The following is a 25,495-nucleotide window of genomic DNA, read 5'->3' on the forward strand; positions in this document are numbered from 1 at the left end:
CCGTCGGCCGGCCGCCCGGACACCACCAACGTATGGCACGCCGTGTCGCCCCGCAAGGCACTCAGTGCCAAAAAGCGTTCTCAAATGAAATATTCACTCAACAGATGAGCGATCATCGATCGTGCTCGCCGTCGAGCGGGTGCGGGTGGGCGCATGGAGAAGGGCCGGCGGCGGCACGCGGTGCCACCGCCGGCCCAAAGGATCCGAACGGTCGTACGACGGGGTCGGGAGAGGCTAGGAACGTTCCCTGAGCGCCTGCTCGATGGTCCGCATGACCTCCTCGAGCGGCGCATCCGTCCTGGCCACCGTCACCAGGACCTCCCCCCGTGAGGTCACGGAGGCCGGTCCGGCGGGGGAGGCGGTCCCGCGCCCGGCGCCGATGCCGGTGCCGAACGTCTTCCGTACGATCGCGAAGGCATGGTCGAGCTGTGCCTCGAGGCCGCCCTGCCCGCCGGCCCGCAGCCAGCGTCGCAGCACATGGTTGTGCGCGGTGACCACCGCGGACGCGGCGACCTCCGCCAGCAGCGGATCGTCGTTGGCGTCGTCGTCGTGCGCGTGCTCGTCGAAGTGTCCGAGCAGATAGCGGGTGAAGAGCCGCTCGTAGCGGGCGACCGAGGCGATCTCCGCCTCGCGCAGCGTGGGTACCTCACGCGTCAGCTTGTAGCGCTGCACGGAGATCTCCGGCTGGGCCGCGTACATCTTCATGACTTCCTTGATGCCGCGGCACACCGTGTCCAGCGGGTGCTCGTGCGCCGGGGCGGCGTTGAGCACCGCCTCGGCCCGGACCAGGGTGTCGTCGTGGTCGGGGAAGATCGCCTCGTCCTTGGAGCGGAAGTGGCGGAAAAAGGTGCGTCGGGCGACCCCGGCGGCGGCCGCGATCTCGTCGACGGTGGTGGCCTCGTACCCCTTCGTGGCGAACAACTCCATGGCCGCGGCCGCCAGCTCTCGGCGCATCTTGAGCCGCTGGGCGGCGGCACGGCTGCCTGCGGCACTCGCCGGTGCGTCGGGCGCGGCGGGTGGACGTGAGGACCTGGCGGGCTGGGGCATGCCCTGAACGTACTGCATGTGCGGGGGGTGGTGTGCACGCCCCGGACCGAGGGTGCCCAGGACACCGTGCTGATCGAAAAGGTCCGGCCGCACCCGCCGCGGCGCGTCATGGGGGCGTACCGGTCAGCGTCCGGCGTATTCGCGGAAACCGCGGCCGGTCTTGCGGCCGAGGCAGCCCGCGGCCACCAGGTGTTCCAGGAGCGGTGCGGGGGCGAGACCCGGGTCGCGGAACTCCCGGTGCAGCACCTTCTCGATGGCCAGCGAGACATCGAGACCGACCACGTCCAGCAGTTCGAACGGACCCATCGGATAGCCGCCGCCCAGCTTCATCGCCGCGTCGATGTCGTCGAGGGAGGCATAGTGCTCCTGCACCATCTTGATCGCGTTGTTGAGATAGGGGAACAGCAGTGCGTTCACGATGAATCCGGCGCGGTCGCCGCAGTCGACCGGGTGCTTTCTGACCGAGGCGCAGACATTCCGGGCCGTGGCGTGGACGTCGTCCGCGGTCAGCACCGTACGGACCACCTCGACCAGCTTCATGGCCGGCGCCGGGTTGAAGAAGTGCAGGCCGATCACGTCCTGGGGGCGCGAGGTGGCGCGGGCGCAGGCGATCACCGGGAGCGAGGAGGTGGTGGTGGCGAGGATCGCGCCCGGCTTGCAGACCTTGTCGAGCGAGGCGAACAGCTGCCGCTTGACCTCCAGGTCCTCGACGACGGCCTCCAGGGCCAGGTCGACCTCGGCGAAGTCGTCCAAGGAACCGGTCGCCCGGATCCGGTCGAGTGTCCGGGCGGCCTCCTCGGCGGTCATCCGGCCCCGGTCGACGGAGCGGGCCAGCGAGGTGCCGATCCGGGCCCGCGCGGCACGCGCCTTCTCCTCGGTGCGGGCGGCGAGGACCACCTCGTGCCCCGCCTTGGCGAAGACCTCGGCGATCCCCGACGCCATGGTGCCGGAACCGGCGACCCCGACGGAGCGCACCGCACGGCCCGGCACCGGGGCGAGGTCCGCCGGCGGGGTCAGCGCGTCCCGCACCACGGTCGGGCTGCCGGACGCCTCGTAGGTGTAGAAGCCGCGTCCCGACTTGCGGCCGGTCAGACCCGCCTCGCTGAGCTGTCTGAGGATCGGCGCCGGCGCGTGCAGCCGGTCGTGGGAGGCGGCGTACATGGCCTCCAGGACCGTACGGGCGGTGTCGATGCCGATCAGATCCAGCAGGGCGAGCGGTCCCATGGGCAGCCCGCAGCCGAGCTGCATCGCGGCGTCGATGTCCTCGCGTGAGGCGTACCTGGACTCGTACATCGCGGCGGCCTGGTTGAGGTAGCCGAACAGCAGCCCGTCGGCGACGAACCCGGGCCGGTCTCCCACCGCGACGGGCTCCTTGCCCAGGTCAAGGGCGAGATCGGTGACGGCGGCGACCGCCGTGGGCGCGGTCAGCACGGACGAGACGACCTCGACCAGCTTCATGGCCGGCGCGGGGTTGAAGAAGTGCAGCCCGAGGACCCGTTCGGGATGGGCCGAGTCGGCCGCGAGCCGGGTCACGGAGAGGGCGTTGGTGCCGGTGGCGAGGATGGCGTCGGGGCGCACGATGCCGTCGAGGGCCTGGAAGACCTGCTGCTTGATCTCGTACGACTCCGGGACCACCTCGATGACCAGGCCGGCGTCGGCGGCGGCCGCCAGATCGGTGGAGGTGCGGAACCGGGCCAGGGCCTCGGCGCGTTCCCGCTCGGTCAGCTCCCCGCGGCCGACGGCGCGGGCGCCGGCGGCCTCCAGGGCGGAGACGGCACGGCCGGCCGCGGCCTCGCTGATGTCGATGCCGACGACCTCGCGGCCGGCCCGGGTCAGCACCCGGGCGATACCGGTGCCCATGGTGCCGAGGCCGACCACGGCGATGGTCGTGAAGGGAGACGGGGTGTCGGACAGGGGAGTGGCCATCGCGGAACTCCAGAGAAGAGAGTGACGACTGAGGAGCGCGCCCGATGCGCCGGCCGGCGTACCCGGGTGCGGTGGGTGAGGGGTGTCTTCCGGGCCGCTGAACGCATACGCCCGGTGCCGTCCGCGGACGCGAGGCGCCCGGGAGCGGTGACCGACCGGCCCTGTCCCGGAGCCGGGCCGTACTGCGGTACCTGAGGTACCGAACCGATCGGCGCCCCTGGCCCCAAGGCCCGGGAGCTGCCCCTTGCGACGGCTGCGTCACCAGGCCGCCACAAGTCCCTGCGAGTGAGTGACTCGCTCGATTGAGCTTAACCGCACGGTAATGAGCGCGCCAGCCCCCGAATGGCCGATATCCTGCCGGACCCACCCGAGGGTCTCTCCGGCGTCCTAGTCTCGCGTCATGGACGAAGAGTTGCAGGCGCTCACGGAGCGTTTACGGGCCGAGGCCGAGGGGGCCCCGGCGTACGAACGGCTGATGGCCACGGAGAACCCGGACGATCTCGGCGCCGTGCTGACCGGGCCTGGTCAGCCGCTGTGGGCCCGGGAGGCGGCGGCCTTCCGGCTCGGTCTCGCGGGGGACCGGCGGGCGTTCGAGGCACTCGTGCTGCTGCTCAACCACCGCGATCCGCAGCGCGGCGCCTCGGCCGCGTACGCACTGGCCCGGCTCGGCGACCCGCGCACCGGCCGGGCCGCCGCCGCCCTCGCCACCAATGAGCTGCGGGTCGCCTATGCCCTCCACCCCGTCCGGCTGCTGGTCGAGCTGCGCGCCGTCGAGGCCGTGCCCGCGCTGATCACCACCCTGAGGCGCCGGCTGCGGCCCCACGACCCCTACCGCACGGTGGCGCTCGCCTGTGTGGAGGGGCTCGGCACGCTCGGGGACGCCCGGGCCCGGCCCGTGCTCGACGAGGCGCTGGCGCACCCGGCGCTGGCGGAGGCGGCCGTGCACGCCCTGGCCCGCATCCCCGGCCGGTACTGAACCGCCGGCCGGATCCGGGCAGGCGGGGCCCCGCGGGGCCACGGATCAGTCCGGCAGTACCGCGTACGCCTCGATCTCCATCAGGAACTCGGGGCGCACCAGCGCCGCCACCTGCACCGCCGAGGCGGCCGGCAGCCGGTCGGCGGGTATGTGCTCGGCGCGGGCCGCGCGGATCGCCGGCAGGTACGCCATGTCCGTGACGAAGAAGGTCAGTTTGACCACATCGTCGAAGCCGGCCCCGGCGGCGGCCAGACAGCGGCGCAGATTCTCGAAGACCTGCCGGGCCTGTGCCGCCGGGTCGCCCTCGCCGACGAGAGTGCCCTCCTCGTCCAGGGCGAGCTGACCGGAGATCGCGACGAAGCGGCCGGTGCCCATGACGACATGACTGTACGCGGCGGCGGGGGCGACCCCGTCCGGCGCGGGAATCCTGATCAACTCGGTCATGCGGCCCATGATGGACCACGGGACCGACAACACCCCGAAGGGCCCGGTGTCCTGGGGCACCGGGCCCCAGGACTCAGCGGCGGAAGCCGATCAGGCCGTGCAGGGTCGAGCCTCGGCCGCCCGGGGAGGCGGCCTTCACACTCGTCGGTGACGGGTCCGGGAGCCTCTGGCAGACCGCGTCGACCGTGCCGCCGCTCCGTGGCACCGTGCCCTTGTCGAGATAGTCCGCCAGATACCGGTCCAGACAGGCGTTGCCGCTCAAGGTGATGCCATGGTTCCCCCCGCCCTGCTCGACCACCAGGCTGGAGCCGCGCAGCCGACGATGGAGCGTCACACCGCCCTGGTACGGGGTGGCGGCGTCGTCGGTCGCCTGGAACAGCAGCGTCGGCGGCAGCGCGTCGTTGGACACGTCCACCGGCCGCAGCGATGTCGTCGGCCAGAAGGCGCAGGGTGCGTTGTACCAGGCGTTGTTCCAGGCCATGAACGGCGCCTTGGCGTAGACCGCCCAGGTGTCCTGCCGCCAACGCGCCCAGGACCGCGGCCAGGAGGCGTCACGGCACTGCACCGCCGCATAGATGCTGTAGCTGTTGTCGCCCGAGGCGCCGGCCGCGCCGATCGCGTCGTACGCCTTGACCAGCGGGCCGGGGTCGGCGTCGTTCACATACGCCGCGAACGCCTTGGCGAGGACGGGCCAGTAGCCGTTGTAGTAGCCGCCGGGGATGAAGGTGTCGTCCAGTTCGGAGGCGCCCACCTTCTGCTGCGCCGGATTCCTTCCCAGCGCCGCCCGCATCCCGTACCACCTGGCCTCGATCCGGGCCGGGTCGGTGCCGAGCCGGTAGGTGGAGTCGTGCCGGGCGACCCAGGCCAGGAACGCCCGGTGACGGTCGTTGAAGGCGTAGTCCTGCTGGATGTTGTCGTCGTACCAGACGCCCGTGGGGTCGACGACGGAGTCGAGCGCCAGCCGGCGCACCCGCTGCGGGAACAGCTTGGCGTAGACGGCGCCCAGATAGGTGCCGTAGGAGTAGCCGAAGTAGTTGATCCGGGGAGCGCCGAGCGCCCGGCGGATCGAGTCCATGTCGCGCACGGTGCTGATCGTGTCGATGTACGGCAGCACGCTCGCGTATTTCCCGGCGCACCCCTCGGCGAAGGCGGCCACCCGGGACAGGTTGGTCCTCTCCCGGGCCGGGGTGCGGGGCACCGAGTCCGGGCGCACGGGGGCGGCGTAGCCGGGGCTGCAGGTCAGCGCGGGCTCGCTCTTGCCCACGCCCCGCGGGTCGAAGCCGATCACGTCGTACTGTGCCGCCACCGCCTTGGGCAGCGTGGCGGCGACGTACCCGGCGAGCGTCAGACCGCTGCCGCCGGGGCCGCCGGGGTTGACCAGCAGGGGTCCCTGATAGGTCTTGGCGGTGTGCGGGACGCGCGAGAGCGCCAGGGTGATCTGCCGTCCGCGCGGGTCGGCGTAGTCGAGCGGCACCGTCACGGACGCGCACTGGAGCGTCGGACGGGCGGCGATGCCGCAACTCTTCCAGTCGGGTTGCGCCGCTCGCACGGTGTCCGCGAGGCGCGAGGCGCTCGCGTCGGCGGGGACGGCGGTGAGCATTCCGGCCGTCACGACAGCGGCTCCGCACAGCGCTGCTGCGCGTTTTCTCATGGTCAGGCCTCCCAGGGCGGAGGGGTTCGGACCGCGGGTGCCGGGTCCACGCCGCATCGTCCCGGAAAGCCGGCCCGGAGCGACGCCATCGGGCCGGACTTGAGCCGATCGGGTCGTGTGAAGCGCCCGGATGCATCTGAATGGCCGTCAGGAACATGCCGGGACGGGGCCGGACGCATCAGGTGCCCGTCCGGAGGAGCCGAGCCCTGCCGGGGCGGGCAGGGTTCCCCGCCGCCCTCTGTGCTCCGAGCGGTGTGCTCGGGGGCCCGGCGGTCGGCGCGCCCGTCACGGCCCCGTCGGCGACTGCGTCATAACAGAGGGATGCGACACGATGCAGTGGTGCGGCAGCCGAATCCGCCGGGGGCCCTCTCCACGGGGGTGCGTCGCCTCACCCTGGAGGCCGCGGGCGTCACCCTGTCCGGTCTGCTCGCCGAGGTGCCGGACGGCAGGCCCCGGGCCACCGTGATCGCCGTGCACGGGGGCGGTATGACGGCCGGTTACTTCGACGGTCAGGCCCATCCCGATCTGTCCCTGCTCACGCTCGGCGCGCGTCTCGGCTTCACGGTGTTCGCCCCGGACCGCCCCGGCTACGGTCGGTCCGCGGCGCAACTGCCCGGCGGACAGGGCCTCGCCGAGCAGGCCGAGGTGCTGGAGGCGGTGATGGAACGGTTCGCCTCCCGCCATGCCGTCGGAGCCGGGTTCTTTCTGCTGGCGCACTCCTACGGCGGCAAACTCGCCCTGGTGACGGCCGCCCGCGCCGGGGGCCCGCTCGCCCTGGACATCTCCGGCTGCGGCCACCGCTACGGGGTCGAGGAGGCCGAACTGCCGCGGATCCGCACCGGCTCGGACCGGCTGCGCAACTGGGGGCCGCTGCGGCTGTATCCCCCGGACACCTTCCGCTCCGTCGCCTCCCTGGTGGCGCCCATGCCCGACCACGAGGCGGACGAACTGGCCCGCTGGCCCGGGCTGTTCGACGAACTGGCGCCGCGCGTCCGGATCCCGGTGCGGCTGACCTTCGCCGAACACGAGGCCTGGTGGCTGCACGGGGAGGGGGAGATCGCCGACCTCACCGCCCGGCTGACCGCGGCCCCCCTCGTCCGGGTCGAGCACCAGCACGGTGCCGGTCACAACATCAGCCTGGGCTGGGCGGCGCGTTCGTACCATCTGCGCGCCCTCGCCTTCTTCGAGGAATGCCTTACCGGGACGCCGGATCCGCGCAGGAGGTGAGCGGTGTCCGCGGGGGCGCGGCCGGACGTCGGCGACGTCCCGTCAGGCACCGCTCCCCGGGTGTGATGGGATGGCGGCGCCCCCCATCACACGCACAGGAAGAGGTCGGTCATGGCGCAGGTCGAGGCCACGACGGAGCGGATCGTCGCGTCGGACGCGGACACGGTGTTCGATGCGGTCGCCGACTACAGCGGCACCCGCTCCAAGCTGCTGCCCGAGCAGTTCAGCGAGTACGAGGTGCGCGAGGGCGGTGACGGCGAGGGCACCCTCGTGCACTGGAAGCTCCAGGCCACCAGCAAGCGTGTCCGTGACTGCCTCATGGAGGTGACCGAGCCGACCGACGGCGAACTCGTCGAGAAGGACCGCAACTCCTCCATGGTCACCACCTGGCGGGTCACCCCGGCGGGCGAGGGCCGGGCACGGGTCGTCATCACCACCGTCTGGAACGGCGCGAGCGGCATCGGAGGCTTCTTCGAGAGGACCTTCGCGCCCAAGGGCCTCGCCCGGATCTACGACGCGGTGCTCGCCAGGCTGGCCGCCGAAGTGGAGAAGTGACCCCCGGCGGGACCACCGGCGCTCTTGGCGGCAGACCGTGAGCGCCCCTCCTACCCCCGTATGACTCCTGGCGCGCTCCGGGGGCGCGGAGCCATCGGCCCGAGCCCCCGGAGCGTGGGCCGTCCGTCGTTCCGCTGAATTCCGCGCTCACCGTATCGAGTGGTTTTCAACGGGCCCCGGCTGTACTCCGGGGGCCGTCCGACCGGCGGTTACCTTCCCGCGGTCCCCCTCACGGGCGACTCGTCGCGCTTGAACCTGGTTGTCGCCCAATGCGAGAAATGGGCGGCGCGGACGCGACGAGGGGAGCGGCAGGTGGGCGGGACGACTGCGGTTGCGGTGGATGTGGAGAGCGAACGGGTGGCGGTACGGCCCGTGGTCCCGCGCGCGCCCCGTGATCCGGTCGGCATCCCCGGCTCCCCGGAGACGCTCAGCCCCCGCCGGGTGCGCCTGGTCTTCGTCGGGCTGATGCTGGCGCTGCTGCTCGCCGCCCTCGACCAGATGATCGTGGCCACCGCGCTGCCGAAGATCGTCGGCGAGCTGCACGGACTGGACCGGATGTCCTGGGCGATCACCGCCTATCTGCTGACCTCCACCGTGGGGCTGCCGGTCTACGGCAAGTGCGGGGACCTCTTCGGCCGTAAGGGCGTCTTCCAGTTCGCGATCGCCGTCTTCGTCATCGGCTCCGCCCTCGCCGGACGGGCCGGGACCATGGACCAGATGATCGCCTTCCGTGCCGTCCAGGGCATCGGCGCGGGCGGTCTGATGATCGGTGTGCAGGCGATCATGGCGGACATCGTCCCGCCCCGCGAGCGCGGCCGCTACATGGGTGTCATCGGCGCCGCCTTCGGCCTCGCCTCCGTCGCCGGCCCGCTCCTCGGCGGCTATTTCACCGACCATCTCTCCTGGCGCTGGTGCTTCTACGTCAATGTGCCCTTCGGCCTGATCACCCTGGCCGTCGTCGCGGTCGTGCTGAAACTGCCGAAGCGCGCCGTCAAGGCCCGCCTCGACGTCCTGGGCACCCTGCTGCTGGCCGCCGCCTCGACCTGTCTGGTGCTGCTGACCAGCTGGGGCGGCACCGAGTACGCCTGGGGCTCCCGGGTCATCCTCGGACTCGGTGCCGGGGCAGTCCTCGCGACCGTCCTCTTCCTGGTCGCCGAGTCGTACGCCGTCGAACCGCTCATCCCGCTGCGGCTGTTCCGGGACTCCGTCTTCAATGTCACCGCCCTGGTGGGGCTGGTCATCGGCGTAGCGCTGTTCGGCGCGGCCAGCTATCTGCCCACTTTTCTGCAGATGGTCGACGGGGCGAGCGCCACCGAGTCCGGACTGCTGATGCTGCCGATGATGGCCGGGATCGTCGGCGCCTCGATCATCGGCGGACAGCTCATCAGCCGCACCGGCCGCTACCGGCTCTACCCCCTCCTCGGCAGCGCCCTGGCCGCCGTCGGCATGTGGCTGCTGTCCCTGCTGGACCTGGACACCCCGCGCTGGCAGTACAGCCTCTGGATGGCGGTCCTCGGCGCCGGCATCGGCCTGGTGATGCCCGTCCTGGTCCTCGCCGTGCAGAACTCCGTGGGCCCCGCCGACCTCGGCACCGCGACCAGCGCCAACAACTACTTCCGGCAGATCGGCGGCAGCGTCGGCGCCGCCGTCTTCGGCACCCTCTTCGCCAGCCGGCTCTCGGACTCCCTCGCCGAACGGCTCCCGGCGCGAGCGGGCGCCCGGCTGCCCGACGCCGACTCCATCACCCCACAGCTCGTCCATGCGCTGCCCCCGGCGCTGCGCGACGCGTACCTCGCCGCGTACGCCGACGCCATGCCGAGGATCTTCCTCTATCTCGTGCCGGTCATCGTGCTCGGCCTGCTCATCGCCTTCTTTCTCAAGGAGAAACCGCTGGTGTCCCACAACGCCCCCGCCGACGTCCCTGCCGCGCCCCAGGTGCCGCACGCACGTTCGTCGTACGCCGCCGGAGTGCCCGTCTGCGGAACGGTCCAGCACCCCGACGGCACCGTGGTGCCGCGCGCCGCGCTCACCCTCATCGATGTCGGAGGGGTCCAGATCGGACGCGGCGCCAGCGGCGAGGACGGGCGGTACGCGCTCTCCACGCCCGGATCCGGGTCCTATGTGCTGATCGCCGCGGCCGGCGGCCATCAGCCGCAGGCGGTCTCGGTCACCGTCGGGGAGCGCCCGGTCGAACTGGATGTGGTGCTCGGCGGCGCGGGACGGCTGGCGGGCAGCGTGCTGACCGCCGACGGCACTCCGGTGCGGGACGCCGCCGTCACCCTGACCAATGTGCACGGCGAGGTGGTCGCCAGTACCCGCAGCGGGCGGGAAGGGGGCTATGTCATCGGCGAACTGGTGGCCGGGGAGTACACCCTCGCGGCCAGCGCCCCGGCCTTCCGCCCGGCCGCGCTGCCGGTCACCGTGCAGGCCTCGCGCGAGACCCGGCAGGACGTGGAGCTCGCGGGCGGAGCGGTGTTGCGCGGTACGGTGCGGGCCGGCGACGGACGGCCGGTCGAGGACGCCCGGGTGACCCTGCTTGACGCCGCGGGCAATGTCGTCGACACCCTGACCACGGGCACCGACGGAACATTCCGGTTCGTCGATCTGTCGTCCGGGGAGTACACCGTGATCGCCGCCGGGTACCCGCCGGTCGCCACGGTGCTCCAGGTCGCCGGGGGCGGCCGGACGGAACGGGATCTTCAGCTGGGGCACGAGGACTGAGGGGCCCGGCCGGATCCGCCCCGTCGGCCGTGGACCGCCCGGCGTACGGGCGCGTCCGGGCGGCGGGGCCGTACCAGGGCACAGGGTACGGACACCGGGGCCGCTCCGGGATCAATTCGCGTAATGCCACACATCCCAACAGGGCGTCGCCGTAACGTGGTTGAGCGTAAGGATCTTGGTGATCGGGGAGAGAGGGCCTGGCCGTGGACCATGGCACCGACAAGGGCGCGCCGTTCGCCTCCCCGGCCGGTGACGGCCCCGCGGAGGACGCCCCGCCCGGCCGTGTCCCCCTGGCCACGGTCGTGGTGGACCGCGACCGTCTGGTCTCGCACTGGAGCCCGCGGGCGGGACGGTTGTTCGGTGTCCCCGGGAAGGACGCGATCGGCCGGCCCGCCGCCGATCTGCTGCCCGTCTCCGGCACCCTGCCCGAGGACGAGGAGGGCGGCCCGCTCGAGGCGCCCGAGGCCCACGACGGGCCGGGCCCCGGCCGGGCACCCTCGTCCGGCGGGCGGCTGCCCCACCCCGCGGCGGGACGCGCCCGCCTGTCCGCACCCGGCGGTGCGCGCGGGGTCCCGGACGGGGAGCGGGTCGATGTGCTGTGGTGGGCGTACCCGCTGGTGGGTCCGGGCCCCGAGCGGCTCCTTGTGCTGGCCGCCGAGGTGGACGCGCTGCACCGCGACGAGGGGGTGGCGGCCGGACGCATCGCGCCCGGTTTCGCCCTGCACACCGATGTCCCCGATGCCGAGGAACTGGCCCGCGGGCTGCCCGGGGCCCTGCCCGGCATGAGCGTCGGCGAGAGCGCCCGCATCGCGGCGCACGTCCTCGAACTGGGCTATCCCATGGTGGACTTCGGCCGCAGCGACCGGGTGCCCGTCACCCCCGACTGGAGCGCGCCCCGGCGCGGGGCGTGCCGGAGACGGACGGCACGGGCCGAGGCGCCGGGCCGGCCGGTGCCGGAGGACCTCAGGGACGGGGGCGAGGACCGCCCGGGCACCGCGGCCCGCGAACGGCTGGGGTGCCGCTGAGCCGCCGTCCGCACCGCTGACGCCGACGGGCGCACACGGGTGTACGGCGGTGGCGCGCGCCTCCGGTCAGGGCGGCGGGGGTCCTGTCGTGCCCCGGACCTCCAGGGTCGGGGTGGTGAGCTCCAGGCGGCCCGGGCGGGTGGGGGCGGCGATGCGGTCGAGCAGGCACTGGGCGGCCCGGCGTCCCACGTCGTGGCTGCCGTTGTCCACGGTGGTCAGCCAGAGGTGGCGCAGCCGGGAGAGGGACGTGTTGTCATAGCCGACCAGGGAGAGGTCGTGCGGCACCCGGAGCCCCAGCTCCTCCGCCGCCGACAGGGCTCCCACCGCCGCGATGTCGTTGAACGCGAAGACCGCGGTGGGGCGTTCGCCGCGTCCGGCGGAGCCGAGGAGACGGACCGCGGCCCGATAGCCGCCCTCCTCGGTGAGATCGCCCTGTTCCACCACCGCCGTGCCGGCCGGCCCCTGGGCGGCCATGACGGCCTCGAAGGCGCGGCGGCGCAGCGCACCGACCACCCCCTGCCCGGCGATGTGCGCGATCCTGCGGTGCCCGAGTCCGATGAGATGCTCGGTGGCCAGCCGGGCGCCCCGCTCGTCGTCGCCCGCGACGATGTCCACCGCCGCGAGCTCCGGCTCCCGGGCCCCCGCGACCACGGTGGGGATCCGGGCGGCGGCCCGGCGCAGCGCCTCGGAGGGCGGCAGTGTGCCGACCGCGACCAGTCCGTCCACCCGCAGCTCGGTGAAGGTACGGGTGAGGTCCTCGCCGAGACGCCGGTTGAGATGCCCGTCGCCCAGCAGCATCCGCAGACCGGAGTCGTGCAGCCGGGAGTTGAGGCCGTCCAGCAGCTCCACGAACCAGGGGTTGCGCAGATCGTTGAGCAGCACGCCGACCGTGCGGGTGCGCCGCTCGCTCAGGCTGCGAGCGGCGGCGTTGGGCCGGTAGCCCAGCTCCTCGACGGCGGCCAGCACGGCCGCCCGCTTCTCGGGACGCACCTGCTCGGAGCCGCGCAGCACCAGCGAGACCAGCGACTTGGACACTCCGGCCCGCTCGGCCACATCACGGATCGTCGGGGGTCTCATGGATGGACCGTTCCATACGGTCTCCGCCGCTGTCAAAGGCATTGACAAGTGCGGAAATGGCCCCCAGTCTGGGCCAGGACATTCCTGGAACGGTCCAAAGAAGGGTCGGTCATCGTGAGCACGCTCGGTGTCGCCGTCGTCGGATTCGGCTGGATGGGACGGGTGCACACCCAGGCCTACCTCCGTGTGCCGCACCACTTCCCCCAGCTGTCCGTGCGGCCCGAACTGGTCGCCGTCGCCGACGAGGTGCCCGGCCGGGCCGAGGAGGCCGCAGGGCGGTACGGCTTCTCCACCGCGGTCAGGGACTGGCGCGAGATCGCCGCCGACCCGAGGGTGGCCGCGGTGAGCATCGCCGCCCCGAACTTCCTGCACCGGGAGATCGGCGTCGCCATGGCCGAGGCGGGCAAGCACATCTGGATCGAGAAGCCCGTCGGTCTCACCGCCGGGGACGCCCGGGCGGTGGCCGACGCCGTCGCCGCGGCCGGCGTCCGGGGCACGGTCGGCTTCAACTACCGCAACGCGCCCGCCGTCGCCGCCGCCCGCGAGCTGATCGCCTCCGGCGGGATCGGCACCGTCACCCATGCCCGCATCCGGCTCTTCAGCGACTATGCGGCCCACCCGGAGGGCGCCCTGACCTGGCGGTACGAGCGTGAGCGGGGCGGCAGCGGGGTGCTCGGCGACCTTGCCTCGCACGGCGTGGACCTGGCCCGCTTCCTGCTCGGCGAGATCGATTCGCTGGCCGCCGACACCGCCGTCTTCATCCCCGAACGGGCCCGCCCCGCCGGTGCCACCGCCGGTCACACCCGGGCGACGGGCGGCGAGCCGGGCCCGGTGGAGAACGAGGACTATGTCAACTGCCTGCTGCGCTTCGCCTCCGGAGCCCGGGGCGTCCTGGAGGCCTGCCGGGTCTCGGTGGGGGAGCAGAACAACTACGGCTTCGAGGTCCACGGCACCGAGGGGGCGGTCTTCTGGGACTTCCGGCGCATGGGCGAACTCGGCGTCAGCCTGGGCACCTCCTACCAGGACCAGCCCGTCAGCATCCGCCATGTCGGCCCCGGCGACGGCGAGTTCGCCGCCTTCCAGCCCGGTGCGGCCAACAGCATGAGCTATGACGACCTGAAGGTCGTCGAGGCGTATCAGTTCCTGCGCTCCGTCACCGAGGGCATCCCGTACGGCGCCGGTCTCGACGACGCGGTGCGCAGCGCCTCCGCACTGGACGCCATGGCCCGCTCCGCCGAGCAGGGGACCTGGGTGAGCCCGGCCTGAGCACCGCCCGGCCGCGCGGCGGCACCCCCGCTCCCCGGCCGGCGCGGGGGCGGGCACCGGACCGTAGGCTGCGGTCATGACGACGCTGGAACGGCTGAGCCCCCACCATGCGAGGGCCCTGCTGGCCTTCGAGCGGGAGAACCGGGAGTACTTCGCGCGGTTCGTGTCCGACCGGGGTGACGCCTACTTCGCCGAGTTCGCCGACCGCCATCGCGCCCTGCTGGCCGAGCAGGAGGCCGGGCTGTGCCACTTCCATCTGCTCCTCGACGACCGGGGCGAGGTGATCGGACGCGTCAATCTGGTGGACGTCCGGGCGGGCGACGCCGAACTCGGCTACCGGATCGGCGAACGCGCCACGGGACGGGGCGTGGCGACGGCCGCGGTGGGGGAGATCTGCGGTCGCGCCGCCGAGGAGTACGGCCTGACCACGCTGACGGCGCTGGTCGCGCTCGACAACCCGGCCTCCCGGGCGGTGCTGCTGCGCAACGGCTTCGCCGCAGTGGAGGACGCGCCGGTCGCGGGCCGGCCCGGTATGCGGTACCGGCGTCCGCTCGCCGCCGGGCGGTGAGCGGACACGGCCGTCCGGCGGGGCGTCGGTGTCAGGGGCGGACCAGCAGGCGGAAGTCGAAGGTGTAGCGCGAGGCGCGGTAGACATGGGTGCCGTACTCGACGGCGCGGCCCGTGTCGTCGTACGCCGTGCGGTGCATGGTGAGCAGGGCGGCGCCCTCCGGTTCCGCGAGCCGCTCGGCCTCCTCGGTGGTGGCGCGGCGGGCGCCGATGGACTGCCGGGCGCTGTGCAGGGTGACGCCGACGGCGCGCATCATCCGGTACAGGCCCGTCGACTCCAGTCGCTCCGTGCGGATGTCCAGCAGATCCAGCGGCACATAGTTGGACAGGAACGCCATGGGCTCGTCGTGGGCGAGGCGGAGCCGCTCCAGGTGGTGGACCTCGGTGCCCTCGGCTATCCCCAGGGTGGCCGCGACCTCGGCGGAGGCCCGCTCCACCGCGTTGCGCACCACCCGAGTGCTCGGTCGCTGGCCGGCGGCCTCCAGATCGTCGTAGAGACTGCTCAGTTCCAGCGGGCGCTTGACCTGGCTGTGCACCACCTGGGTGCCCACGCCCCGGCGACGCACCAGCAGCCCCTTGTCCACCAGCGACTGGATGGCCTGGCGGACCGTGGGGCGGGACAGGCCGAGCCGCCCGGCGAGGTCGACCTCATTGCCCAGCCGACTGCCCGGGCCCAGCGCGCCCTGTTCGATCGCCGTCTCCAACTGCCGGGCCAGCTGGTAGTAGAGCGGGACCGGGCTGCCCCGGTCGACCGCGAGATCGAGGGCCGCGGGGGTCCCGTGGCCCGCGGGTGACGGGTGGGCCGGCCTGGCGGCGGGAGCTCTTCTCATCGCATCGTCCTGACCGTCGGTGCCGGGTTCACAGGTGGCGCCGGCGGTCGGCGGAGTGCCGGTCGTACCGCTTCCGGGCCGTCACGGCGGCCTCCCGGGCGGCGACCTCGGCGACGGGCACGTCCCACCACGCCTCGGCGCCCGGCGCGGTGGGCGTCGGGTCCGTCTCGACATACACACAGGTGGGCCGGTCCGAGGCGCGCGCCGCGGCCAGGGCCGCGCGCAGTTCCCGCACGGTCCCGGCGCGGATCACCTCCATGCCGAGGCTGGCGGCGTTGGCGGCCAGGTCCACCGGGAGCGGGGCGCCGGTGAAGGCGCCTCCCTCGGTTCGGTAGCGGTAGGCGGTGCCGAAGCGTTCGCCGCCGGTCTCCTCGGACAGGCCGCCGATGGAGGCGTAGCCATGGTTCTGGATCAGCACCAGATTGACGGGCAGACCCTCCTGCACCGCCGTCACGAGCTCGGTGGGCATCATCAGATAGGTGCCGTCGCCGACCAGCGCCCACACCGGGGTGTCCGGAGCGGCCTGCTGGACGCCGATGGACGCCGGGATCTCGTAGCCCATGCAGGAGTAGCCGTACTCCAGGTGGTACTGGCGCGCCGAACGGGCCCGCCACAGCTTGTGCAGGTCGCCCGGGAGCGAGCCGGCCGCGTTGATCACCACGTCCTCGTCGCCCACCACGGAGTCCAGGGCGCCGAGCACCTGGGTCTGGGTCGGGGCCCGGTCCTCGTCGTCGGCGTGGAAGGCGGCCTCGACGACCCGGTCCCAGCGTCCCTTGCCCGCCCGGTACTCGGCCTCGTACGCCGGGTCCACCCGATGGCCGGTCAGTCCCTCGGCGAGTGCCTGAAGGCCCGCCCGCGCGTCGGCCACCAGGGTGCGGGCGGCGAGCTTATGGGCGTCGAAGGCGGCGATGTTGAGATTGACGAACCGCACGCCGGGGTGCTGGAACAGGGTGCCGGAGGCGGTGGTGAAGTCGGTGTAGCGGGTGCCGACGCCGATGACCAGGTCGGCGGTGCGGGCGGTCTCGTCGCAGACGGCGGTGCCGGTGTGCCCGATGCCGCCGAGGTCCGCGGGGTGGTCGTGGCGCAGCGAGCCCTTGCCGGCCTGGGTGGAGGCGACCGGGATGCCGGTGGCGTCGGCCAGTGCCCTCAGCGCGTTCTCGGCCCCGCTGTGGTGGACGCCGCCGCCCGCCACGATCAGCGGACGGCGGGCGGCGCGCACGGCACGTACCGCCTCGGCCAGTTCGACCGGGTCGGGCGCCGGGCGGCGGATGCACCAGACGCGTTCCGCGAAGAACTCCTCGGGCCAGTCGTACGCCTCCGCCTGCACGTCCTGCGGCAGGGCGAGGGTGACCGCTCCGGTCTCGGCCGGGTCGGCCAGCACCCGCATAGCGTTCAGCGCGGACGGGATCAGCGCCTCCGGACGGGTGATCCGGTCGAAGTAGCGGGAGACCGGGCGCAGGGTGTCGTTGACGGAGACATCGGCCTCCACCGGGTGCTCCAGCTGTTGCAGCAGCGGGTCGGCGGGGCGGGCGGCGAAGTAGTCCCCGGGCAGCAGCAGCACCGGGAGGCGGTTGATGGTGGCGAGCGCTGCGCCGGTGACCAGGTTGGTGGCGCCGGGCCCGATGGAGGTGGTGACCGCCTGTGCGGACAGCCGGTCGCACTGGCGGGCGTAGCCGACGGCGGCGTGCACCATGGCCTGTTCGTTGCGGCCCTGGTGGAACGGCATGGCCTCCTCGCCGGCCTCCAGCAGTGCCTGGCCGATTCCGGCGACGTTCCCATGGCCGAAGATGCCCCAGGTGCCGGCGATCAGACGGTGGCGTACCCCGTCGCGCTCGCTGTACTGCGCGGACAGGAACCGCACCAGGGCCTGGGCGACGGTCAGACGACGCACTGACGGGTTCGGGTGGCTCATCATGACCTCACTGGGACGGCTCGTCGGCGGGGGCGGTGTAGAGCGGGAGGCGCGGGTCGGCCGGCTGGGCGGGCCAGGTGCCGCGGATCCAGGCGTGGCCGGGGTGGTCGCAGATCAGCCAGGCGCGCTCGGGATCGGGGCCCGCCATGACGTTGAGGTAGTACATGTGGTGGCCAGGTACGGCCATGGACGGTCCGTGCCAGCCGTCCGGGATGAGGACGACATCGCCGTCGCGCACCTCGGCCAGCACATCCGTGGTGCGGCCGGGTCCCGAGGGGGAGACCCGCTGGTAGCCGAGCCCGGGCGTGCCCTCGTGGGCGGCGAACTCGAAGTAGTAGATCTCCTCCAGCTGGGACTCCTCGCCGGGCCGGTGCTCGTCGTGCTTGTGCGGCGGGAAGGAGGACCAGTTGCCGCCCGGGGTGATCACCTCCACGGCGATCAGCCGGTCGCAGTCGAAGCCGTAGCCGTCCCCGGCTCCCGCGGGTGCCGCCGCGGCGAAGTTGTTGACCTGCCGGGAGCAGTTGCCGGTGCCGCGCAGTTCGACCGGCACGGCCGAGGCGGGACCGTAGCGGGCGGGCAGCCGGCGCTCGCAGCGGGCGCCGGTGAGTGCGAACCGGCCGCCGGCCTCGGAGGTGAGGGAGACCCGGGCGTCGCGCGGCACATAGGCGAAGTCGCTCACCCCGCTGAAGACGCTCTCCCGGCCGTGCAGCCGGAAGGTGTCGTCGTCGACGGTGACCGTGCAGGAGCCCGACAGCGGAAGCACGATCCACTCGCTGTCGGCGGTGTCGAAGGTGTGCCGGCCGCCGGAGGGCAGGTCGAGCACCTTCAGACCCGAGTAGCCCCAGCCGGCCGACTCGGGGGTGATCTCGACCGCGTAGGCGTCGGTGGCGGCCCGGCCCGCGGGAAGGTGATGCGTGGCGGTCATGATGCCCTTCTTGAAGCGATCACAGAGGCGATGTCGGGTGAGGTCACGGAGACGGCGGCGCGGAGCGATGCCGGGCGGGCGGTGCGGCCGGGGGCGCCCGGGCGGTCCCGGCCGGGGGCTCCGTGCGGGGTCACAGCAGGCCGACCGCGGTGTCCACCGCCGTCTCCACACTGCCCTCGGCCGGGTACAGCAGCGACCGGCCGACGACCAGACCCTGGACCGTGGGCAGGCGCAGGGCCGTGCGCCATTTCTCGTAGGCGCGCTCCTGGTCCCCGCCGACCTCGCCGCCGAGCAGCACGGCGGGCAGCGTGGAGGCCTGGAGCGCCCCGGCCATGTCGTCGGGGTCCTCGGTGACGGGAACCTTGAGCCAGGTGTAGGCGGAGGTGCCGCCGAGACCCGAGGCGATGGCGATGGAGCGGGTGACGGCCTCGGCGCTCAGGTCGTTGCGCACCTTTCCGTCGACCCGGCGCGACAGGAAGGGCTCGACGAACAGGGGCAGCCGGCGCGCGGCCATGTCGTCGACGGCCCGGGCCGCGGACTCCAGGGTGCGCAGCGAGCCGGGGTCGTCGTAGTCGATGCGCAGCAGCAGCTTCCCGGCGTCGAAGCCGAGCCGTGCGATGTCCTCGGCGCGGTGGCCGGTGAAGCGGTCGTCCATCTCGAAGGAGGCGCCCGCCAGGCCGCCGCGGTTCATGGAGCCCATGACGACCTTGTCGTCCAGGACGCCGAGCAGCAGCAGGTCCTCGAGTATGTCGGCGGTGGCCAGCACCCCGTCCACGCCGGGCCGGGAGAGCGCGATGCAGAGACGTTCCAGCAGATCGGCTCGGTTCGCCATGGCCAGGCGGCGGTCGCCGACGCCGAGGGAGCCACGGGCCGGATGGTCGGCGGCCACGATCATGAGGCGGCCGGAGTCGCCGATCAGCGGGCGGCGGACGCGGCGGGCGGCGGCCTCGGCGACGGCCTCCGGATGGCGGACGCGCATCCGGGTGAGGTCGGGGATGCTGATGCTCAAGACAGGCTCCGTTCGGAGGGGGCGGCGGTCCGCCGCGGGCGAGAGGCCTCGGGACGGCGGTCAGCCGTGCGCGAGGAGGCCGGCGATCTCGGACTCGGTCGGCATCGCCGAGGAGCAGGCGAGACGGGAGGCGACCAGGGCCCCGGCCGCGTTGGCGTGCCGCAGGGTCCTCTCCAGCGGCCAGCCGGCGAGCAGCCCGTGGCAGAGCGAGCCGCCGAAGGCGTCCCCGGCCCCGAGCCCGTTGACGACCTCCACGGTCAGGGGCGGCACCTCGGCCGTCGTGCCGTCGCGGTGCATGGCGAGCACTCCCTTGGGTCCCTGCTTGACGACCGCGAGTTCCACGCCCGCGTCCAGCAGGGCCCGGGCGCACGCACGGGGTTCGCGTACCCCGGTGGCGATCTCGCACTCGTCGAGGTTGCCGACCGCCACGGTGGCGTGGCGCAGCGCCTCGGCGTAGTGGGGCCGTGCGGTCTCCGCCGGGCCGCGGGAGCCGTCGCCCGCCCAGAACATGGGGCGCCAGTCGAGGTCGAAGACCGTGATGCCGGCCTTGTCCCGGGCCTTCAGGGCGGCGAGCGTGGCCGAGCGGCTGGGCTCCTCGCTCAGTCCGGTGCCGGTGATCCAGAAGATCCGGGCCGAGCGGACGGCCGCCAGGTCCAGCTCGTCGGTGTGGATCTCCAGATCGGGGGCCTTGGGCCGGCGGTAGAAGTACAGCGGGAAGTCGTCCGGCGGGAAGATCTCGCAGAAGGTGACCGGGGTCGGGTAGGCGTCCACGGGGGTGACATACCGGTCGTCGACGCCGAACTCCCGCAGCGCCTGGTGGAGATAGGTGCCGAAGGGGTCGTTCCCGGTCCGGGTGATGACGGCGGTGGCACGGCCCAGGCGTGCGGCGGCCACCGCCACATTGGCGGCCGAACCGCCGAGGAACTTTCCGAAGGTCTCGACCTGGGGGAGCGGCACACCGGTCTGCAGCGGATAGAGATCGACCCCGATGCGGCCCATGGTGATCAGATCGAGATGTTCGGCGGACTCGGGCATGGGCGTCGCTCCTTGTGCAGGGAAGCGGGCGGTCGAAGGTCCGGAAGGTGGAACAACCGGCCCGGATGCCTCACAGGTGTAGGCCGCACAATGACTTTCTGTCAAGACTTTGTTCTTACATTCGGACCTGCTTCTGAAATGATGTCTTAACAAAGTATTGACAGCTAGGTATCGCAAGGGTTTGCTTCGGTCCCAAACACCCGGTCGCACAGTGTGAGGTGCACGACAGATGGACCGCACGTTCCACCCCCGCCGCTCCCGCAGGCTGGTTCCGCTGGTCGCGCTGGCCGCGGCCTCCGCGCTGCTCGTCGCCGGCTGCTCCAGCAGCTCGGGTGGCAAGAAGTCGGAGGAGAGCAGCTCCGGCGCCGCCGCGGGCAAGGCAGACACCCCCCGGATGACCGTCGCGATGGTCACCCACCAGGGATCCGGCGACACCTTCTGGGACATCGTCCGCAAGGGGGCCGAGGCGGCGGCGGCCAAGGACAACATCAAGCTGGTCTATTCGAACGACCCGAGCGCCGGGAACCAGGCCAACCTGGTGCAGAACGCGATCGACCAGAAGGTCGACGGCATCGCGGTCACCCTCGCCAAGCCGGACGCCATGAAGGAGGTCCTCGGCAAGGCCACCGCGGCGGGCATACCCGTGGTGGGCCTCAACTCGGGTGTCGACGACTGGAAGAAGCTGGGCCTGATGGAGTTCTTCGGCCAGGAGGAGGGCGTGGCCGGCGAGGCGTTCGGCAAGAAGCTCGACGAGGTCGGCGCCAAGAACGTGGTCTGTGTGATCCACGAACAGGGCAACATCGGGCTCACCCAGCGCTGCGACGGCGTCAAGAAGACCTTCGGCGGCAAGACCCAGACCCTCTATGTCAACGGCACCGACATGCCGTCGGTGAAGTCCACCGTCACCGCCAAGCTCAAGCAGGACAGCTCCATCGACTATGTGGTCACGCTGGGCGCCCCGTTCGCGATGACCGCGGTGCAGTCGGTGGCCGACGCGGGCAGCAAGGCCAAGATCGCCACCTTCGACCTCAACAAGGAACTCACCGGCGCCATCAAGAAGGGCGACATCCAGTTCGCCGTGGACCAGCAGCCCTACCTCCAGGGCTACCTCGCGGTGGACTCCCTGTGGCTGTACAAGAACAATGGCAACTACAGCGGCGGCGGTGAGCAGCCGGTGCTGACCGGACCGGCCTTCGTCGACAAGTCCAATGTCGACTCCGTCGCCGCCTTCGCCGCGAAGGGCACCCGGTGATGTCCGACCAGGCTGCGCCGGCGGTGAGTGCACCGCCGGCCTCCGGTCCCGGGGCACGCGACGGCCGGACCGCCCGGCGCCCCCTGGCGCTGCGGTTGCTCGCCCGGCCGGAGGTCGGCGTCCTCCTCGGCGCCGTCGCGGTGTTCGTCTTCTTCTTCGCCATGGCCCCGGCGTTCCGCTCCGGAAGCGCCATGGCCACCGTGCTCTACCAGTCGTCCACCATCGGGATCATGGCGCTGCCCGTGGCCCTGCTGATGATCGGCGGCGAGTTCGACCTGTCGGCCGGTGTCGGGGTGATCACCTCGGCGCTCACCGCGAGCATGGTCAGCTTCCAGCTCACCATGAACGTCTGGGTGGGCGTGCTCGTCGCGCTCGTGCTGTCGCTGGCGATCGGCGCGTTCAACGGCTGGATGATGGTGCGCACCGGACTTCCCAGCTTTCTGGTCACCCTCGGCACCTTCCTCGGCCTCCAGGGCATCAACCTCGCGGTCACCAAGCTGGTCACCGGCAATGTGGCGACCGACGACATCAGCGACATGGACGGTTTCACCCAGGCCAAGGCGCTCTTCTCGTCCTCCTTCACGGTCGGCGGCGTCCAGTTCAAGGTGACCGTGCTCTGGTGGCTGCTCTTCGCGGCCCTGGCGACCTGGGTGCTGCTGCGTACCCGGTACGGCAACTGGATCTTCGCGGTCGGCGGCAACAAGGACAGTGCGCGGGCCGTGGGCGTGCCGGTGAAGTTCACCAAGATCTCGCTGTTCATGCTGGTCGGCTTCGGCGCCTGGTTCGTCGGGATGCACCAGCTGTTCGCCTTCAACACCGTGCAGTCCGGCGAGGGCGTCGGCCAGGAGCTGATCTACATCGCCGCGGCGGTGATCGGCGGCTGTCTGCTGACCGGCGGCCACGGCTCCGCGATCGGACCGGTCTTCGGCGCCTTCATGTTCGGCATGGTGAGCCAGGGCATCGTCTACGCAGGCTGGAACCCCGACTGGTTCAAGGCCTTCCTCGGGGTGATGCTCATCGGCGCCACCCTCATCAATCTGTGGGTCCAGAAGTCTGCGACCCGGAGGTGACCCCCCATGACCACCGCTGACCTCCGCGACACCGACGGCCCGGCCGCCCCGTCCGGGAAGGCCCCCGTCGTCGAGCTGCGCGGCGCGGGCAAGTCGTACGGAAACATCCGCGCCCTGCACGGTGTCGATCTCGCCGTCCGCCCCGGCGAGGTCACCTGCGTCCTCGGTGACAACGGCGCCGGCAAGTCCACCCTGATCAAGATCATCTCCGGTCTGCACCAGCACACCGAGGGCGCGTTCCTCGTCGACGGCGAACCGGTGCGCTTCAGCACCCCCCGCGAGGCCCTGGACCGCGGGATCGCCACCGTCTACCAGGACCTGGCCACCGTGCCGCTGATGCCGGTGTGGCGCAACTTCTTCCTCGGCTCCGAGATGACCAAGGGCCCCTGGCCCGTCCGGCGCCTGGACATCGCCCGGATGAAGAAGACCGCGGACGACGAACTGCGGAACATGGGCATCGTCCTGGACGACCTCGAACAGCCCATCGGCACCCTGTCCGGCGGCCAGCGCCAGTGCGTCGCCATCGCCCGCGCCGTCTACTTCGGCGCCCGCGTCCTCATCCTGGACGAACCCACCGCCGCGCTCGGCGTCAAACAGTCCGGGGTCGTCCTGAAGTACATCGCCGCCGCCCGCGACCGCGGCCTCGGCGTCATCTTCATCACCCACAACCCGCACCACGCCTATATGGTCGGCGACCACTTCAACGTGCTGCGCCTGGGCACCCTGGAGCTCAGCGCGGCCCGCGACAAGGTCAGTCTCGAAGAGCTGACCAACCACATGGCCGGCGGCGCGGAACTGGCCGCCCTCAGGCACGAACTGGCGCAGACCGGCGGCGTCGACATCGAGGAGCTCCCGGAAGCGGGGGACCTCCAGGCATCCACGGCGGCAACACCCGAAGGGAAGTCCTGACATGACCACTGCCCTGGACCGCATCCGGGTCGGCTCGGCCCCGGACTCCTGGGGCGTCTGGTTCCCGGACGACCCCCGGCAGGTGCCCTGGCAGCGCTTCCTGGACGAGGTCGCCGAGGCGGGCTACTCCTGGATCGAGCTCGGCCCCTACGGCTATCTGCCGACCGACCCGGCCCGGCTCACCGACGAGGTGGAGCGGCGGAACCTGAAGGTGTCGGCCGGCACGGTCTTCACCTCGCTGCACCGCGGCCCGGCCGTCTGGGAGTCCACCTGGGAACACGTCGGGCAGGTCGCCGCCCTCACCCGGGCCATGGGAGCGGAACACCTGGTGGTCATCCCCTCCTTCTGGCGGGACGACAAGACCGCCGAGATCATCGAGCCCTCCGAACTCACCGCCGCGCAGTGGGCCCATCTCACCAAGGGCATGGAACGGCTCGGCCACGAGGTCAAGGAGACCTTCGGCCTCGACATCGTCGTCCACCCGCACGCCGACACCCATATCGACACCGAGGAGCACGTCGAGCGCTTCCTCGACTCCACCGACTCCGACCTGGTCAACCTCTGCCTGGACACCGGGCACTACGCCTACTGCGGCGGCGACAGCGTCAAGCTGATCGAGACCTACGGCGAGCGCATCGGCTACCTCCACCTCAAGCAGGTCGACCCGGAGATCCTCGCCGAGGTCGTCGACAACGGGGTGCCGTTCGGTCCCGCGGTGCAGCGCGGAGTGATGTGCGAGCCCCCGGCGGGCGTGCCAGCGCTGGAGCCGGTGCTCACCGCCGCTCAGGCCCTCGGCGTCGAACTCTTCGCCATCGTCGAGCAGGACATGTACCCCTGCCCGCCGGACCGGCCGCTGCCCGTCGCCGTGCGCACCCGCGCCTTCCTCCGCTCCTGCGGCGCCTGACCGTCCGAAGGGACCACCCACCACCATGACTCAGCGTGGAACGCTCTCCGTGGCCGTCATCGGAACGGGGCGGATGGGCGCCGACCATGTGCGCCGTATCAACGAAGTGACCGCCGGGGCGCGGGTGGCCGCCGTCGTCGACGTCGACGGGGAGCGGGCCAAGAGCGTCGCGGCCGGCGTCGAGGGCTGCACCGCCTACACCGAACCCGCGGCCGCGATGGCCGACGCCGACGTCGACGCGGTGCTGATCGCCTCCCCGGGTCCCGCCCACGAGGCCGCGCTGCTGGCCGCCTTCGAGCGCGATCTGCCGGTGCTGTGCGAGAAGCCCCTCACCCCCGACGCGGCCTCGGCGCTCAGGATCCTCGAGGCCGAGCAGAAGCTGGGACACCGGCGCGTCCAGGTCGGCTTCATGCGGCGCTACGACGCCGAGTACGTCAAGCTCAAGGCGCTGCTGGACAGCGGCCAGCTGGGCCGGCCGCTGATGCTGCACAACCGCCACCGCAACGCGGCCAGCCCGCCCGGCTTCACGGACGCCATGCTCATCAACGACTCCGTCGTGCACGAGATGGATGTGACGCGCTGGCTGCTCGGCCAGGAGATCACCGCGGTGACGGTGCTGCGCCCGACCCCGACGGGGAACGCCCCGGAAGGCCTGTCGGACCCGCAGTTCGTGGTCTTCGAGACCGGCGGCGGTGCCCTGGTCGACGTCGAGATCTATGTCAACTGCGGCTTCGGCTACCAGGTGCAGGCCGAGGCGGTCTGCGAGTACGGCACCGCCCGGATCGGCGACGGACACGCCATGGTGACCCATATGGCGGGCCGCTGGGGCGGCACGGTCGCCCAGGACTATGTGGAGCGCTTCGCCCAGGCGTACGACCACGAGGTGCAGGCCTGGGTCGACGCCACCCGCCGCGGTGAGGTGACCGGGCCGAGCGTCTGGGACGGCTATGCCGCGGCGGCGGTCTGCGAGGCGGGTGTCCGCGCCCAGTCCGAGGGGCGCCGCACCGAGGTCGAACTGATCGACCGCCCCGCCCTCTACGCCTGACCGGCCGGGCGTCGCCACCCCCCTTCGCGGCCACGCGCCGCGGACCCGGCGACGCCCCCCCCGGAGGGCGGGTCCGCCTTTCCGTAGCAGGTCGGCCCCTTGACGCGTAACGTGACGCGGCA

At 72.2% G+C, this 25,495-nt stretch carries 21 protein-coding genes and 1 pseudogene; 12 read left to right on the top strand and 10 right to left on the bottom strand.

The features are described from left to right. Window positions 1-234: 234 nt before the first annotated feature. Complete coding sequence (locus CP978_RS27125; RefSeq protein WP_242647099.1) at window positions 235-1,047, bottom strand: TetR family transcriptional regulator; 813 nt, start codon at window positions 1,045-1,047, stop codon at window positions 235-237. Window positions 1,048-1,170: 123 nt separating this feature from the next. Then, window positions 1,171-2,973, bottom strand: coding sequence for a 3-hydroxyacyl-CoA dehydrogenase family protein (locus CP978_RS27130; RefSeq protein ID WP_150478318.1), 1,803 nt, complete (start codon window positions 2,971-2,973; stop codon window positions 1,171-1,173). Between the two features lie 400 nt (window positions 2,974-3,373). Between CP978_RS27130 and CP978_RS27135 the strand changes: the two genes are divergently transcribed. Next, entirely contained in the window at window positions 3,374-3,949 is a 576-nt protein-coding gene (locus CP978_RS27135; RefSeq protein ID WP_043445081.1) for an adenylosuccinate lyase, read from the top strand. A gap of 45 nt (window positions 3,950-3,994) precedes the next feature. Here CP978_RS27135 and CP978_RS27140 read toward each other — a convergent pair whose 3' ends face one another. Together CP978_RS27140 and CP978_RS27145 are read right to left on the bottom strand one after the other, a co-directional pair. Then, the gene (locus CP978_RS27140; RefSeq protein WP_043449611.1) at window positions 3,995-4,393 is read right to left on the bottom strand and encodes a RidA family protein; all 399 of its coding nucleotides are present in this window, start codon (window positions 4,391-4,393) and stop codon (window positions 3,995-3,997) included. A gap of 73 nt (window positions 4,394-4,466) precedes the next feature. Further along, window positions 4,467-6,044, bottom strand: a complete 1,578-nt coding sequence (locus tag CP978_RS27145; RefSeq protein WP_043449613.1) for an alpha/beta hydrolase — start codon at window positions 6,042-6,044, stop codon at window positions 4,467-4,469. 321 nt (window positions 6,045-6,365) lie between these two features. Here CP978_RS27145 and CP978_RS27150 point away from each other — a divergent pair, with 321 nt between their 5' ends. The 4 genes and pseudogenes from CP978_RS27150 to CP978_RS27165 all read left to right on the top strand — a co-directional run. Continuing rightward, window positions 6,366-7,271, top strand: a complete 906-nt coding sequence (locus tag CP978_RS27150) for an alpha/beta hydrolase (protein ID WP_052454311.1) — start codon at window positions 6,366-6,368, stop codon at window positions 7,269-7,271. 111 nt (window positions 7,272-7,382) lie between these two features. Then, entirely contained in the window at window positions 7,383-7,826 is a 444-nt protein-coding gene (locus CP978_RS27155) for an SRPBCC family protein (RefSeq protein ID WP_043445083.1), read from the top strand. A gap of 312 nt (window positions 7,827-8,138) precedes the next feature. Next, a complete protein-coding gene (locus tag CP978_RS27160) occupies window positions 8,139-10,547 on the top strand; it encodes an MFS transporter (protein WP_043445085.1) in 2,409 nt (802 codons plus the stop codon). Between the two features lie 203 nt (window positions 10,548-10,750). Continuing rightward, window positions 10,751-11,560 (top strand): annotated as a pseudogene (locus CP978_RS27165) (PAS domain-containing protein); the annotation flags it as partial. Between the two features lie 78 nt (window positions 11,561-11,638). Here the strand turns inward: CP978_RS27165 and CP978_RS27170 are convergent. Next, entirely contained in the window at window positions 11,639-12,649 is a 1,011-nt protein-coding gene (locus CP978_RS27170) for a LacI family DNA-binding transcriptional regulator (protein ID WP_043445089.1), read from the bottom strand. A gap of 111 nt (window positions 12,650-12,760) precedes the next feature. Between CP978_RS27170 and CP978_RS27175 the strand changes: the two genes are divergently transcribed. After that, entirely contained in the window at window positions 12,761-13,915 is a 1,155-nt protein-coding gene (locus CP978_RS27175) for a Gfo/Idh/MocA family protein (protein WP_043449618.1), read from the top strand. Window positions 13,916-13,991: 76 nt separating this feature from the next. Continuing rightward, window positions 13,992-14,483 (top strand): GNAT family N-acetyltransferase, encoded by a 492-nt coding sequence (locus CP978_RS27180; RefSeq protein WP_043445091.1) that lies wholly within the window; start codon window positions 13,992-13,994, stop codon window positions 14,481-14,483. Window positions 14,484-14,514: 31 nt separating this feature from the next. On the opposite strand, the gene CP978_RS27185 is transcribed toward CP978_RS27180, so the two are convergent. From CP978_RS27185 to iolC, 5 genes are all read right to left on the bottom strand, one after another. Continuing rightward, window positions 14,515-15,312, bottom strand: a complete 798-nt coding sequence (locus CP978_RS27185) for a GntR family transcriptional regulator (protein ID WP_043445092.1) — start codon at window positions 15,310-15,312, stop codon at window positions 14,515-14,517. Between the two features lie 28 nt (window positions 15,313-15,340). Continuing rightward, window positions 15,341-17,227, bottom strand: a complete 1,887-nt coding sequence (gene iolD / locus CP978_RS27190; protein ID WP_376697963.1) for a 3D-(3,5/4)-trihydroxycyclohexane-1,2-dione acylhydrolase (decyclizing) — start codon at window positions 17,225-17,227, stop codon at window positions 15,341-15,343. A 4-nt stretch (window positions 17,228-17,231) separates the two neighbouring features. Next, entirely contained in the window at window positions 17,232-18,149 is a 918-nt protein-coding gene (iolB, locus tag CP978_RS27195; RefSeq protein WP_043445096.1) for a 5-deoxy-glucuronate isomerase, read from the bottom strand. A 130-nt stretch (window positions 18,150-18,279) separates the two neighbouring features. Next, on the bottom strand, window positions 18,280-19,158 hold the full coding sequence (locus CP978_RS27200) for a Cgl0159 family (beta/alpha)8-fold protein (protein WP_043445098.1): 879 nt from the start codon (window positions 19,156-19,158) through the stop codon (window positions 18,280-18,282). Between the two features lie 60 nt (window positions 19,159-19,218). Next, window positions 19,219-20,193, bottom strand: coding sequence for a 5-dehydro-2-deoxygluconokinase (iolC, locus tag CP978_RS27205; protein WP_043445101.1), 975 nt, complete (start codon window positions 20,191-20,193; stop codon window positions 19,219-19,221). 229 nt (window positions 20,194-20,422) lie between these two features. Between iolC and CP978_RS27210 the strand changes: the two genes are divergently transcribed. From CP978_RS27210 to CP978_RS27230, 5 genes are read left to right on the top strand one after another with little or no spacing between them, the layout of a single operon-like run. Further along, window positions 20,423-21,445, top strand: coding sequence for a sugar ABC transporter substrate-binding protein (locus CP978_RS27210; RefSeq protein ID WP_043445103.1), 1,023 nt, complete (start codon window positions 20,423-20,425; stop codon window positions 21,443-21,445). Next, the gene (locus CP978_RS27215; protein ID WP_043445105.1) at window positions 21,445-22,515 is read left to right on the top strand and encodes an ABC transporter permease; all 1,071 of its coding nucleotides are present in this window, start codon (window positions 21,445-21,447) and stop codon (window positions 22,513-22,515) included. The genes CP978_RS27210 and CP978_RS27215 overlap by 1 nt, the downstream gene beginning before the upstream one ends. 6 nt (window positions 22,516-22,521) lie before the next feature. Continuing rightward, a complete protein-coding gene (locus tag CP978_RS27220) occupies window positions 22,522-23,424 on the top strand; it encodes an ATP-binding cassette domain-containing protein (RefSeq protein WP_043445107.1) in 903 nt (300 codons plus the stop codon). A 1-nt stretch (window position 23,425) separates the two neighbouring features. Continuing rightward, entirely contained in the window at window positions 23,426-24,328 is a 903-nt protein-coding gene (locus CP978_RS27225; RefSeq protein ID WP_043445109.1) for a sugar phosphate isomerase/epimerase family protein, read from the top strand. A 25-nt stretch (window positions 24,329-24,353) separates the two neighbouring features. Further along, window positions 24,354-25,373 (top strand): Gfo/Idh/MocA family protein, encoded by a 1,020-nt coding sequence (locus CP978_RS27230; RefSeq protein ID WP_043445111.1) that lies wholly within the window; start codon window positions 24,354-24,356, stop codon window positions 25,371-25,373. Window positions 25,374-25,495: the final 122 nt, after the last annotated feature.

The organism is Streptomyces nodosus (assembly GCF_008704995.1).
GTDB lineage: Bacteria > Actinomycetota > Actinomycetes > Streptomycetales > Streptomycetaceae > Streptomyces > Streptomyces nodosus.

What these genes read in the sequence shown, in the direction of transcription:
- CP978_RS27125 (WP_242647099.1), bottom strand. Translation starts at nt 1,047, where the DNA reads ATGCCCCAGCCCGCCAGGTCCTCACGTCCACCCGCCGCGCCCGACGCA.
- CP978_RS27130 (WP_150478318.1), bottom strand. Translation starts at nt 2,973, where the DNA reads ATGGCCACTCCCCTGTCCGACACCCCGTCTCCCTTCACGACCATCGCC.
- CP978_RS27135 (WP_043445081.1), top strand. Translation starts at nt 3,374, where the DNA reads ATGGACGAAGAGTTGCAGGCGCTCACGGAGCGTTTACGGGCCGAGGCC.
- CP978_RS27140 (WP_043449611.1), bottom strand. Translation starts at nt 4,393, where the DNA reads ATGACCGAGTTGATCAGGATTCCCGCGCCGGACGGGGTCGCCCCCGCC.
- CP978_RS27145 (WP_043449613.1), bottom strand. Translation starts at nt 6,044, where the DNA reads ATGAGAAAACGCGCAGCAGCGCTGTGCGGAGCCGCTGTCGTGACGGCC.
- CP978_RS27150 (WP_052454311.1), top strand. Translation starts at nt 6,366, where the DNA reads ATGCGACACGATGCAGTGGTGCGGCAGCCGAATCCGCCGGGGGCCCTC.
- CP978_RS27155 (WP_043445083.1), top strand. Translation starts at nt 7,383, where the DNA reads ATGGCGCAGGTCGAGGCCACGACGGAGCGGATCGTCGCGTCGGACGCG.
- CP978_RS27170 (WP_043445089.1), bottom strand. Translation starts at nt 12,649, where the DNA reads ATGAGACCCCCGACGATCCGTGATGTGGCCGAGCGGGCCGGAGTGTCC.
- CP978_RS27180 (WP_043445091.1), top strand. Translation starts at nt 13,992, where the DNA reads ATGACGACGCTGGAACGGCTGAGCCCCCACCATGCGAGGGCCCTGCTG.
- CP978_RS27185 (WP_043445092.1), bottom strand. Translation starts at nt 15,312, where the DNA reads ATGAGAAGAGCTCCCGCCGCCAGGCCGGCCCACCCGTCACCCGCGGGC.
- iolD (WP_376697963.1), bottom strand. Translation starts at nt 17,227, where the DNA reads ATGATGAGCCACCCGAACCCGTCAGTGCGTCGTCTGACCGTCGCCCAG.
- iolB (WP_043445096.1), bottom strand. Translation starts at nt 18,149, where the DNA reads ATGACCGCCACGCATCACCTTCCCGCGGGCCGGGCCGCCACCGACGCC.
- iolC (WP_043445101.1), bottom strand. Translation starts at nt 20,193, where the DNA reads ATGCCCGAGTCCGCCGAACATCTCGATCTGATCACCATGGGCCGCATC.
- CP978_RS27210 (WP_043445103.1), top strand. Translation starts at nt 20,423, where the DNA reads ATGGACCGCACGTTCCACCCCCGCCGCTCCCGCAGGCTGGTTCCGCTG.
- CP978_RS27215 (WP_043445105.1), top strand. Translation starts at nt 21,445, where the DNA reads ATGTCCGACCAGGCTGCGCCGGCGGTGAGTGCACCGCCGGCCTCCGGT.
- CP978_RS27220 (WP_043445107.1), top strand. Translation starts at nt 22,522, where the DNA reads ATGACCACCGCTGACCTCCGCGACACCGACGGCCCGGCCGCCCCGTCC.
- CP978_RS27225 (WP_043445109.1), top strand. Translation starts at nt 23,426, where the DNA reads ATGACCACTGCCCTGGACCGCATCCGGGTCGGCTCGGCCCCGGACTCC.
- CP978_RS27230 (WP_043445111.1), top strand. Translation starts at nt 24,354, where the DNA reads ATGACTCAGCGTGGAACGCTCTCCGTGGCCGTCATCGGAACGGGGCGG.